The 13,029-nt window shown below is 44.0% G+C and carries 7 protein-coding genes; 1 reads left to right on the forward strand and 6 read right to left on the reverse strand.

Going from position 1 to position 13,029, the window contains the following annotated elements; genetic code table 11:
* Nucleotides 1-2: 2 nt before the first annotated feature.
* The 4 genes from CLHUN_RS04320 to CLHUN_RS04335 form a co-directional block, all read right to left on the reverse strand.
* Complete coding sequence (locus CLHUN_RS04320; RefSeq protein WP_080063337.1) at nt 3-2,030, reverse strand: methyl-accepting chemotaxis protein; 2,028 nt, start codon at nt 2,028-2,030, stop codon at nt 3-5.
* Nucleotides 2,027-4,093, reverse strand: coding sequence for a putative bifunctional diguanylate cyclase/phosphodiesterase (locus CLHUN_RS04325; protein WP_165755651.1), 2,067 nt, complete (start codon nt 4,091-4,093; stop codon nt 2,027-2,029). Before CLHUN_RS04325 ends, CLHUN_RS04320 begins: the two co-directional genes overlap by 4 nt.
* Before the next feature lie 199 nt (nt 4,094-4,292).
* Nucleotides 4,293-5,390, reverse strand: coding sequence for a response regulator transcription factor (locus CLHUN_RS04330; protein WP_080063339.1), 1,098 nt, complete (start codon nt 5,388-5,390; stop codon nt 4,293-4,295).
* 12 nt (nt 5,391-5,402) lie between these two features.
* Complete coding sequence (locus CLHUN_RS04335) at nt 5,403-7,781, reverse strand: ABC transporter substrate binding protein (protein ID WP_080063340.1); 2,379 nt, start codon at nt 7,779-7,781, stop codon at nt 5,403-5,405.
* 228 nt (nt 7,782-8,009) lie between these two features.
* Here CLHUN_RS04335 and cooS point away from each other — a divergent pair, with 228 nt between their 5' ends.
* Entirely contained in the window at nt 8,010-10,142 is a 2,133-nt protein-coding gene (gene cooS / locus CLHUN_RS04340; RefSeq protein WP_080063341.1) for an anaerobic carbon-monoxide dehydrogenase catalytic subunit, read from the forward strand.
* Nucleotides 10,143-10,258: 116 nt separating this feature from the next.
* On the opposite strand, the gene CLHUN_RS04345 is transcribed toward cooS, so the two are convergent.
* Nucleotides 10,259-11,947, reverse strand: coding sequence for a methyl-accepting chemotaxis protein (locus CLHUN_RS04345; RefSeq protein WP_080063342.1), 1,689 nt, complete (start codon nt 11,945-11,947; stop codon nt 10,259-10,261).
* Between the two features lie 158 nt (nt 11,948-12,105).
* Complete coding sequence (locus CLHUN_RS04350) at nt 12,106-13,014, reverse strand: YitT family protein (protein WP_080063343.1); 909 nt, start codon at nt 13,012-13,014, stop codon at nt 12,106-12,108.
* Nucleotides 13,015-13,029: the final 15 nt, after the last annotated feature.

The following is a 13,029-nucleotide window of genomic DNA, read 5'->3' on the forward strand; positions in this document are numbered from 1 at the left end:
TCCTATATCTTAAATCTTCCCACAAGCGTCTGCAGTTCTCTGGCACCTTGCGAGTTCTGATCCGCAAGCTTTGTTTCCTGAACTGTCTTTTCAACTATATCCGCGGACTTTTCCGCAATATCCTGTACACCCTTGGCACTTTCGTTTATTGTTGCAGCCACTTCATTCATTGCCGTTGATATGCTTGAAACAGCTTCATCAAGGTGGCCGGCTGCCAGCTCGAATTCCGCCATAAGGTTGTTTATATATTCAGCATCACTGTTGTACTGCTCACTTACCTTTATAAGCTTTTCATAGTCTGCCAGCACATTTTTGTCCACAAAGGTCAGTATGGCCTCCGAATTTTCCTTCATATGCCCCACCGAGGAATATACATTTCTCACAATTTCCTGAATACCGGATGCTGTGGAAGTTGACTGCTCCGCAAGCTTCCTTATTTCATCTGCCACCACCGCAAAGCCCCTTCCTGCCTCTCCTGCCCGGGCGGCCTCTATTGCTGCATTCAATGCCAGCAGGTTTGTCTGGCTGGTAATAGAAAGTATCGTATCTGCCAGGAGGCTTATTTGAGTGATCGTATTTGATTCCTCTATGGCATTTTCCATTTTTATTTTTACATCCTCATAAATATCCTTTGCCTGCTTTGCAGCTTCCATGGAGTCTATTTTCAGATTATTTGCCCTCACTGTTATTTGTCCGGATTTCTCGGCTCCGTCCTTTACTCTCTGAGCAATTGCGCTTACACTTGCATCGATTTCCTCCGTTGTAGCCGTAATTTCCTGAGAAGAAGCGGCTGTTTCCTCCATGCCGGCAGATAACTGCTGTGTAGTAGCCGAGCTGTCATGGGCATTTTCCTGAATGTTTCCGGACAGCCTTTCCATATACCCGGCGTTCTGCAAGATGGACTGCGATACCTTTTGAAGCTTTTCCGCCATCTCCCGCAAAACTTGCCGGGTGGAGAACGTAGCTTTGGCTATGACACCGGTTTCATCCTTATTGTTTATAAGGTACTCATATTTTTCATCATACTTCATATCCAGTTCTGCGGTTTTATTTATAAGCTCGGTCAGTTTGATAATGGGCGACGCTATCCTTGCGGCAATGAACAAACCGGCAAGGAGGGCCAGCAATATCAGTACTCCGCCGATAATCAGTATATATTGAATCATTCCATATACAGGAGCCATTATATCTCCCATATCGCCTGCCACTATAAGAGTCCATTTTGTTTCAGGCAGAACGCTGTAGGAAGCTTGCTTGAGCTTTCCCTGAAACTCATATTGAACTATTTCAGGTGCCACCTCTTCGCCTTTTTTTATTCTCTCGACAACGCCTTTAATCTGTTCATTTTCTACAGGCTGTCCGATTTTTTTAATATCAGGGTGGTAAAGCACGATTCCCGTCTCGTCCACAAGATAAGCATAGCTGGAAGACGTATCCAGGATTTTTGTTTCAGCCAGGTACTTTACAATGCTGTCCGCATTTACCGCCGCTGCCGCAAAACCCAGAAGCTCCCCGTTTACTTTTACCGGGTATGCAAAGACTACAATGTATGCTCCGGTTGATTTGGACTGCAAGGTTTCGCTGATGGTGAGTTCACCTGAAGCCAGCGCGTTTTTTGCATAGTTCCTGTCCTTCAAATCAGTCCCAAGCAGCTTTGTATCACTATCCGCACAAATCGCTCCCTGAGAATTCACAATAAATATGTGTTCAATATTTCCGGCTTCCTTTACCATAGTCAGCAGCTTTTTATTCAATTCGCCCTGGATATCCGACACGGCTTCTCCGTTTTTGGATTTTTGCAGGATTTCTTCTACCTCTTTTTGTTGTGCGACTAATTGAATATTTCTCTTTTCCTTTTCAATCATGGAACGGATGATTGTTGAATTTTCCTTGTTTATTTCCGTCATGGCCGAACCCGTCATCTTGTTGATGGTATCTGTAGACTTTAACAAAGTGACGGCCCCCATTATTGCAATAGCTACAAACATCATTGAAATCATTGCAATGGATAATTTGACCCTTAATTTCATAGTGCTAATTCCTCCTGAAAAGTGTTTTGATTATAATATTGTTCATTAAGCTTTCTTACAATTTCAGACTGCTGCACGGGCCTGCTGAAAAGATATCCCTGTATCCTGTGGCATTTATGCTTGACCAGGTAGTCCATCTGCTCCTGTGTTTCCACACCCTCGGCTACAACACACAAGTCCATGGAACGCCCTATTTTAACAATCAAATCCGTAAGGGATTTGTCCTTGTTGCCATTGGAAATAGTATCAATAAATGACTTGTCGATTTTCAAGGTCGTTATGGGCAGGCTTTTAAGGTAATTGAGAGAGGAATACCCCTTTCCGAAATCGTCCAGTGCGATTTTCACCCCTCTTGCCCTCAGCAATTTAAGCTTTCCTGCTATGACTTCATAGGATTCCATAAGTATGGACTCTGTTATTTCAAGCTCCACCTGTCTTGGATTGAGGCCGGCTTCCTCAATGATGTCAATAACCATATGTGCAAAATCCTCATTAAGCAACTGAATCATTGATATGTTCACAGCTATGCTCAAACCCTGGAAGCCCATTTTTTCTATATCCCTGAGAAATTTACAGGACTGTCTCAACACCCATTCACCTATTGGCACTATCATATGGGTTGCCTCCGCAATCCCAATAAACTTTAGCGGAGATACCGGGCCGAGTTCAGGATTGTTCCAGCGCAAAAGCGCTTCAAAGCCCGATATCTTTCCGCTCTTTATGTCCAACTGCGGCTGGTAATGCAATTCAAACTCCTTATTATCCAGCGCATTCCTCAGATGTTTTTCAATAATTGCCCTTTCGATAATCTCAGCATTCATGGGAGTGTTATAAAAAACAATTCTGTTCTTTCCTGTTTCCTTTGCCTTATATACTGCAATATCAGCATTTTTCAGCAGTTCGTCAATACCGTTTCCGTGGTCGGGATAGGTTGAAACACCTATGCTGGCAGTGGTATAAATATTTATTCCGTTTACCTGGAAGCGCGGCTTGAAGCTCTTCAGTATACTTATTGCAAACCTTTCAATGTTTTCCTGCTTTGCGTAGTTTTCAACCAGCACAATGAATTCATCACCGCCGATCCTATATATAGTGGAGTTCAACAGCCTGCTTTCCAAAAGCCTTTCGCATATTTTTACCAGCAGCATATCTCCAAATTTATGCCCCATACTGTCATTTACATATTTGAAATCATCAATATCAATGTAGAGCAAAGCATATTTTTCATTACTGTTTTGAGAAATCAGATAATTCAGCCTTTCATTCAGGGCAAATCTGTTTTCAAGCCCTGTGAGCTGGTCATGATAGGCCAGGTATTTCAATTTGTGTTCATATTCCTTCAGTTCTGTGATGTCGGTATGGGAGCCTGCCAGTTGGAATAACTCTCCGTTTTCATTGAAGCAGGCTTTCCCCCTGGCATAGATCCACATATATTTTCCGTCTTTCCTCTTCATACGGTATTCGCAAAAATAATATGGAGTCTTGTCCCTGATATGGGCAAGCATCTTTTCCTTTGCCGCAAGCAGGTCATCAGGGTGGACGAAGCTTTCCCAGCCGCCTTCCACAGCTTCAAGGTCAGCAGCACTATAGCCTGTGATCTGATACCATCTGTCGGAAAAACTTCTTACTCCGTTAACTTCCTTCCATATTGCATCATTTGTAGCTTCGGATATTAACCTGTAATGCGCTTCACTTTCCTGGATCTTTTTCTGATTGATTAATGTCTGATTATACTGACCTTCAAGTTCAGACCGTGAGTCCTCAAGTTCCCTGTTTGTCAGTTCAAGCTGCATGTTCGCATCTGAGAAAGCCTTACAGCTTCGCTTCAATTCCAGCTCGGTTTCTTTTAATTGATTTACTGAATTGTTAATAAGAAAATACAGAATTACACCTGTTATGGTAACATACATACACCCTTTAATTAAACTGAAAATGGTTACCATTTCTTTATCATTTGCCAAAAAGTTAAGTACCTTGTCAGATAATAGAATCCAAAGGATTCCAATCAGAAGATAAATAGCCGTAATTTTAAGAGTAATTCTATCAGGCTTAAAGTTAAACATTTTCTTCCCCCCCATCCAATGTCCACTGCCAGGACTTGCCTATTTCAAAAGTTGATATTTTTATAATGAATGTTAGATTTTTCTCAACTAAACAATAAAGGATAAACCTGTATTTATATTCCAATAATACAAGTTTATCCTTAAAACAAAAATGGAAATATTCAAGAACTTACCCCGAAAAATGTCGGGTATTAGCGAATTATTGTCTGTTTACCTGTTTAAATTCCGTTATTGATTTACCAGCATATTTTTTAAAAATCTTCCCAAAGTATTCAGAGTCCTTATATCCCAGGACTTCAGCCACCTCATAGACTTTTACCTCCTCAGCCTCAAGCAGCTTCTTCGCTCTTTCCATCTTAACCCGGGTCAGATATTCAGTAAATGAGATGCCTGTTTTTTGTTTGAAGACCTCGCTGATATATGTCCTGTTCATATACAGCCTTTCTGCAACGGTTTGAAGGGACAGACCCTCATCTATATTCTGAAGGATATAGTTGCACATCTCCCAGACTATGCCTTTCTCATGATATCCCAGTTGCAGGGCCTGAAAAATATTGAAGATGTAGGTCACATCCCGCATTATATAGTCCAGAAGTTCGTCAAACCCGCTAAATTGGCGGGTGGTCAGGTTGTTTAAAACAGATGTGTTTATATATTTCTCCAGCCAGGGGTTTTCCAAGAGCAGCGAACTGATTACCAGCGGTATTCCTTTTTTCATGGCCCCTTCGGCTTTCAACAGATTATAGTCCAGGTTTGCCCCTATTCTTTTTACAGTATGTCGTATTTTGTCGATTGCCTTTTCATCCCTGCTTTGAATCAAGGCGGCAATTTCCTTTATATCCACTCCCTGAAAAAACTCCCCGATTTTCTCTTCAAATACCTCTTCCAGCTTTTTAACACGCTCATTTTCCTTCTTTTCATCTATTATATGTTCATAGGCCCTTTTCAGCAGCTTAAGCAGTTCCTCTTCATCAGCCGGCTTGGGTATATAGTCAAAGGCTCCCAGTATCATTCCCTGCCTTGCATAGCTGAATTCACTGATATCACTCAAAAGGACCACGCAGGAGCAAAGCCTGTTAGCCACGATTTCGTTTAAGAGCTCCATTCCGTCCAGCTTTGGCATCCTTATATCAGTGATAACCATATCCACTTCCTGCTTTTCCAGTTTTTCAAGAGCCTCCTCACCGTTTTTAGCTTCACATACCACTTCAAAGCCGGACTTCTCTCCCCACACAGGCATACGTTTCATTTCGATTCTTACTATTTCCACATCGTCTACCAGCATTACCTTCAGCAAGTCATCACCTCCCTAGCCCGAGATATACGGGATTGTAAAATATATAGTGGTCCCTGTTCCCGGCTCTCCCTTTATCCAGGTCCTTCCCCCATGCTTTTCGATAATTCTCTTCACAGTGACCAGACCTATACCCGAGCCCTCAAACTCATCACTGGTATGAAGCCTTTGGAATATACCGTAAAGCCGGCCGGAATACTTCATGTCAAAACCCACTCCATTATCCTTGACATAAAAAATATATTCATTTTCAGTAAGCGTACTCCCGACCTTGATCCTGGCATGCTCACAAACCTTTGTAAACTTGAATGCATTTGACAGTATATTGTTGATAACCTGTACAATAAGCACCTTATCCGCCATTACCACAGGCAGTCCCGTTTCTATGACCAGCTCTACAGTCCTTTCAGGATATGCCGCCTTTAATTCATTAAAGCAGCTCAGAAGCTTCTCTTCAATGTTGACTTCCTCAAGATTCAGCTCTGCTCTGGATGCCGTTGAGAAGACCAGCAGCTTGTTTATCATTTCAACCATATTCCTGGATATATTCCAAACGCTTATAAGCATTTCGGCAGTATCTTTGTTTAAGGACTTTCCGTAATCCTCCATTATTATCTTTATGTAACTGTTTACAGCTCTGAGAGGTGATTTCAGATCATGTGAAACCGTATAGGCAAAAGACTCCAACTGGCTGACCGCAGTCTGCAGCTCGTGGGTTCTCGCCCTTACTCTTTCCTCCAGGTCTTCATTGAGCTTGCGCACTTCCTTTATGGCCAGTTTGTAATTTGTTATATTTTCAAATACCACACCTACCTGCCGGTCATTTATTTTGAAGGCATTTACCAGAAAAAATGCACTGCCGTCAGGATGGCTGGTTTCAAAGTGCTCCGTCTCACCGGTAGCCAGCACCCTCTGGTATATTGACTGATTTCTGTTAATAAAGCCGAAAATCTCTGTCCAGGTCTGTCCGGGAGTTATTGTGACATTGATATTCATCTGGTATATATAGCTGTCATTGTATTCAATGAAGCGTATATCCCTGATTATGCCATCCTGATCCACAACAGGCTCAAACACTACATATCCGTTCAGCATCTTTTCATACAACTGCTTGTAACGGGTCTCACTTTCAAAAAGGCTTTTCTGGACCAGCTCCAGTTCGTCGTATTTTGTCCTAAGCTCCTCACCTGAAGCAGTCAAGTCTTCATACAGGCGTGATAATTCCACATTTCTGCCGTAAAGCTCCTGCTTTATCCTGCTTATTTTGTTCAGATAAAAAAGCAGCACAATAATGAAGAGAATCAGCAATGCTATTATGATTGCAGCCGAAGCAACGTAGCTGCTGTATTCCCTGAATATGGACATGGGCCTGTTTATAACCAGGCTCTGCTCAGGTATTCTGCCAGGATTGATATTGTAGCTTTTCAGCATTTCATAATCAAAAATAAGACGGGTTGTACCAGCATAATAAATCGGTATTGCGGCAATATTCATGCCATTGAGAATCCTTAATGCCATATCTCCGGCAAGTTGCCCCTGAACCCTGCCACCCAGCATGCTTCCTCCGATAACACCATGCCCCAGTCCGAATTCATACAGATGATACACGGGAACCTTGCTGGACTGGGCGATTAATTGGGTGAAATCCTCAAAGCCCAATACATTTCCTTCTTCATCACTATAAAAGGAGGCCAACAGTATGGCGCTGCCAGCTTCAGCCTGTCCGACTTTTTCAAGGATGCCTTCATAGTTTCCCCTGTTCAAGGGTATAAGACTTATATCTTCAGAAACCTTCCCGGCGGATTTTCTGGCAAGCTCCCAGGTTGAAACCGCACTCTCAGAGTTGTCAAATACTACGTACATTTCCCGCAAATCCGGATTTATTTCCATGGCAGCTCGTATTGTGCCCTCAAGGTCTATCTGCTCAACTATGCCGGTTACATTCTGCCTGCCCGTTGTTAAGTCTTCTACTCCCTCCTTGTTTACACCGCAAAAAACCACAGGCGCACCGTTAAACAGCTCCTCTCTGTTTTCCAGAGCAAAGCTGAGAGCAGCATCATCCGTGGTCAATATAAGGTCTATGGTTTTTTGCTTATATTTGTATTTCATGTAATCATGCAGGTATTGCAAATTCTCAGGAGTAGGATAAGCTTTCCAATCCATATACTCAATGGATATATCAAGCATTGCTTCAGTTTTTTCAAGTTTCTCCAGTATGCCTTCGTTTTCCTCCGCAGTCCAGGATAAGCCCTCGGAATAGGAGTTTATAATCAATACATGCTTTTTGTTCAAAGCTTTCGCATTGATATTCAATCCCGAAACTGCTGCGAATAAGATAATGGCAGCGATAAATATAAAGGCTTTAGTCAGACAGCTTTTATTTTTAATGCACAAAGGTGAACCGCTCCCTCCTCTTGATATCTTTAATTATTATAAAGTATAACACAACATATTCAAGTATCGGATTGATTATTTTATTCCCAGATTAGTTCTATAAGAAACAGGTTTATACAAAATTTACTTATATTTTGATATCTTTTCAGAGTCTGGAAATTGTGAAGAATATAAAAATTCTGAAAATGAGAGACTATAAAGCAAATACTGTTTTAGAGGAGGCTGTCAATGTCCGACAATGATATTAAAAAATCCTATGAAAAAAGTGCTGGTACCATGCGAGGTGACAATACCACCTTCGGTACAAAGCTTACAAATGAACATTCAAATGACCCGGTTACCCACACTGATATCCATAACCGCATAAATGTAGATTATGATAAAATCCGGAAGTCCCCTTCAATGGAGGAAGTCCACAAGTGGCAAAGGGAGCATATCAAGAAGGATGACCAGACAAAGGACGGTTATCCCATGAATGTTATTATTGATCCGGCCATGCGAGAGATGTACCAGGTAATACATGATGCAGGGATGACCAATGTTTTTGACCGGTTCAGCCAGCAGCAGCCCATCCAGTGTAAATTCTGCATTGAGGGTCTGTCCTGCCAGCTATGCGCAAACGGCCCCTGCAGGATAAACGATAAAGTCCCGAGAGGTACCTGCGGCGTGGATGCACATACCATGGTGGCCAGAAACTTTATGTACCGGCATGTTACAATTGGAACCTCGGCCAACATATTTCACTGCCATCAGGCCGCCAGAACCCTGAAGGCTGCCGGTGAACATCCCCAAAGCGGGCTCAGGCTAAGAGACCCTGAGAAGCTTAAAAAATATGCGGAGATGGCAGGACTGGATGTAAGACAACCTCTTGAAAAACTGGCTGTAGACTTTGCCCAATGGGTTATGGATGATATACATTCTCCTTATCATATTGAGTCAAAAACCGTTGAAGCCTTCGCCCCCACAAAGCGGAAAGAGCTGTGGAGAACGCTCGGACTATTCCCAGGCGGCGGTTACAGCGAAGTGGCCTATGCTCAGACCCGCTGCATGACAAACTTCACATCCGATCCGGTGGAATTCCTGCTTAACAGTGTGAGATTGGGGGTCGCCAATGAATATCAGGGGCTGTTCCTTCTGGATATCATACAGGAAATACTGATGGGCACCCAGGAAATCGCTGTCAAAAAGCAGAATATGGGGCTTCTGAAGGAAGGCATGATAAACATAGTCACAAATGGACACATGCCACTGCTGGCACATGTCGCCATCGACCTGGCCTCTACTGAAGAATGGCAGCAAAGGGCAAAGGCCGCGGGTGCTGACGGTATCCAGATCCTGGGACATGTCTGCGAAGGCCAGCAGCTTATAAACTATGAGGGCACACATAATCAGACGGCTTACGGCGGTCAGGAGGGAGAATGGCTGTCCCAGGAATACCTGCTGGCAACCGGAGTTGTGGACATGTTTATGTTTGACTACAACTGTACTGTTCCGACCATGCCCCTGTATGCCAAAAGGTTCGGCACCAAGCTTTTAGGCACCCATCCCGTCATACGCCTCCAGGGAACCGAGTCCCTGGACTTTATACCTGAAAAAATGAAAGAGCAGGCGGAAAAAGCTCTGGACATGGCAATAGACTCCTTCAAGCAAAGGAAAGCCGAAAGCAGAAAAACCTATATACCGCCACACACCTCCGACTGTATGGTAGGTTTCAGCACCGAATCCATAAGGAAGGCTCTTGGAGGAAGCTTTGACCCGCTTATCCAGCAGATTGCAAATGGAAATATTCGCGGAATTGCCACCATAGTAGGCTGCACAACCGCCAGGTACGGACAGGGCGGCAGCAATATATTCAGAATTACCAAGGGTCTTATAGAGAAAAATATCCTGGTGCTTTCCGGTGGCTGTACCTCTTCCGTCATGGAGTACACCGGACTTACAAATCCTGAGGCTGCCGAGGAATGTGGAGAAGGCCTGAAGGCTGTATGCAGGCAGTTGGGCATCCCTCCCGTACTTACCTACGGAGCATGTGTCGATATTGGCAAGATGACTCAGACCGCCAAGGAACTTGCAGACGCCCTGAAAATAGATACAAACCTGCTGCCGCTTGTAATAGGAGCACCGGAGTATCTTGAACAGAAAGCTGTGGCCGATGCCTGTACTGCCGTTGCCCTGGGCTGGCTCGTACATGTGGCGCCTGTTCCCTCCATAACGGGAAGTGATGTGGTGGTCAAAACCCTCACCGAGACAACTGAAACTTTGGGCCTGGGAAAGGTTGTGGTGGAGCTTGATGCTGAGAAAACCATACAGATATATGTGGATCATATCGAGAAAAAACGTAAGGAGCTTGGTTTGAACTGACAGCTTTGCTGAAGTCCCGGACCGTATAAACACAATAACGCAAATGGGCGGTTGCAACTGCCCATTTGCGTCTATTAAAAGATCCGGCACCTGCTGTGCCGTTTCACTTTTCATTTCTAAAGTTTAAACCTTCCTATACCCTCCTGAAGCTGGACGGCAAGCCTGGACAGTCCTTCGGCAGAGTCGGTTATCTGGTGTACGGTAGAGGCCTGTTCCTGTGTTGATGCCGCAACCTCCTGGGTACTTGCGGCTGTCTGCTGTGACACACATGCTATGGCGGTAATATCTTCACCGGCCTGCACGGCATTTTTGCTCAAGGCAGACGAGGCTTCCGCCGACAGTATGATTTTGCTCCTGATAATGCCCACAACCTCCGCCACATCCCTAAAAGCTGCCACGGTATTTTCCAGTGATTCAGCCTGTTCCCGGACTACCAGCCTGGATTTGTCCATTTTGGCTACGGCTGAATTGACACCCTCCTGAACCTCTTTTATAATCTTATCAATCTGTTTTACCGAGTATCCTGATTGTTCTGCCAGCTTGCGTATCTCGTCGGCGACAACTGAGAAACCCTTTCCCGCCTCACCTGCCCTCGCCGCCTCAATGGCCGCATTCAGTGCCAGCAGGTTTGTCTGCTCCGCAATACTTTTAATAACCTCCAATATCTGCCCTATTTCTGCAGACTTTACTGATAATTCCGAGATTGCGGCAGCAACTTCAGAAGAGGTCTGATTGTTTTCAACAACCTTTTGCTCCTGGTATTTTACAGATGCCTCCCCTTTCTCCACAACTTCCTTTGCCTTTTCCGCCATTTTTTCAGATTGGGCCATATCCTCCGCTATTTGAGACAAGCCCTCAACGGTTTGCAGAATTCTGGCATTTCCCTTTTCAGATGAATGGGCCTGTTCAGACGCCCCTTCAGCAAGTTCGGAAACTGCGTCGGCTATCTGCTCCGACACCTTGGACACCTCTTCCGACGAAGCTGCAAGCTCCTCACTGGATGCGACCAGCTCCTGTGAGGCATCATTTACATTTATAATCAGTCCCCTGAGATTTGCAACCATAGCCGCAAAAGCGCTGCCCAACTCCCTCACTTCATCCCTGGTTTTTATTTTCGGAATCTCCTGAGTAAGATCACCCTCTGAAATCTTGCCTGCCACACCTGTCAATGCCTTGATGGGGCCTGCAATATTCCTGGTAAGTATAAACCCTGCCCCCAGGGCGCTCAGCACTGCAATAGCTACCAGCACAAACAAGAAGGTTATTCGCGCGTTTATTTGTTTGTCAGTCTGATTGATTCTTTCAATATCCAGACTGCCCACATATGTACTCCATGCCTTAGTTATCTCCTTGATTTCGGTAACCTTTACCTTAACCTTCTCGCCATATGCAACCGCCTCATCCAGCTGACCTTTTCTGACATAATCGAATACCACCTGAACTCCGTCACTATATGCCTTATCGGCGGCTTTCAACCTGTTCAGATACTCCTGGGATTCAGTTGTCTTGGCCATTTCAGCTATTTTCGCATATACATCCTCAAGTTCTTTTGACAAATCATTATACAGTTTCGGATACTGCTCGTCCCTGTATATCATGAATCCACGAACCGCAGCCACCTGCTCCAGGTTTATGGCCCTTGCTTCCTTTATAAGCGTTTCCACCGGAAGGCTTTCATTTACTATTACTCCATAGGAGTCACGTATGGAATCCATTCCCGTAAGTCCTATTATGCTGACCAGAATAATCAAAAAGGTTATCACAAAGAAACTTACAAAAATTTTTAATCCTATCCTTATTTTCATATATCCCCCAAATTCCTGCCAAAATCACAAACATAAATTATTTTGGAATTGTTTCATACTCGTCCTATAGAGACCTGATATATAAATGCCACCATTCTCTATTGTTGAAACAATATTTTCTCTTTAAATCTCAGGGATATTTTGCCGGCTATTGAGGTTCATTTTTTGGGAACTCCGTTAAAACCCTCTCCCAAAACCTCCCTTACATCAGCCAGCAGCATGAATGCATTTATGTCCAACGAATGGACTATTTCTTTAAGGTGCGGTATCTCGCTTCTTGAGAGTACACACAGAAGAACATTCTTATCTTTGCCGGAATATACGCCTCTGCCCTTGAGCTCGGTCACTCCTCTGTCCATTTCTCTCATAATCCTCCTGGATATTTCCTCCTGCCTCTCAGATATTATGAGGACAGCCCTTGCATAATCCACACCTTCCACCATGGCATCGATTACCTTTGTTGTTATAAACAGGCTCACAAGTGAATACAACCCTATGAGAACGCTATTGAAAGCAACAATGGCAAAAGCGATGATTAATGCATCAATACCCAGCAGTATCTGTCCGATGGTCAGATTTCTGATGGGCCTGTTCAAAAGCTTTGCAGCCAGTTCCGTCCCGCCTGTGGTAGCCTCCATCTTTAAAACCAGCCCCAGCCCTATTCCGCTTAAAAACCCGCCTATTATGCTGTACAACAGTATGTCCGGGGTTGTAGCACTGCCCGCCTCATTGACCAGCAGCTTTTTAGCCAGCTCCGCCATATAATTTTCTGTCAGATCGATAATTACGGAAAGTACAATGGTGCCATACAAGGTTCTCACGAAGAAATGCCTGCCAATAAATTTATACCCCATAAAAAAAAGCGGTATGTTTATTACCAGCATCGTTGTTCCTACAGGCAGCTTCCCTCCGCTAAGATAGAATATAACTGTAGCAAGTCCGCTCAAGCCTCCTGGCGCAATCTTGTAGGGTACCAGAAAGATATTGATGGCCAGTGCGGTGATTGCTGCTCCAAATGTAATTATCAGGTAAATCTTAAAAAAGCCCAATACTTTTTTTAATTGCATTTTTCCTCCATGACC

It is taken from the genome of Ruminiclostridium hungatei, from assembly GCF_002051585.1.
Taxonomy (GTDB): Bacteria; Bacillota; Clostridia; order Acetivibrionales; family DSM-1351; genus Ruminiclostridium; species Ruminiclostridium hungatei.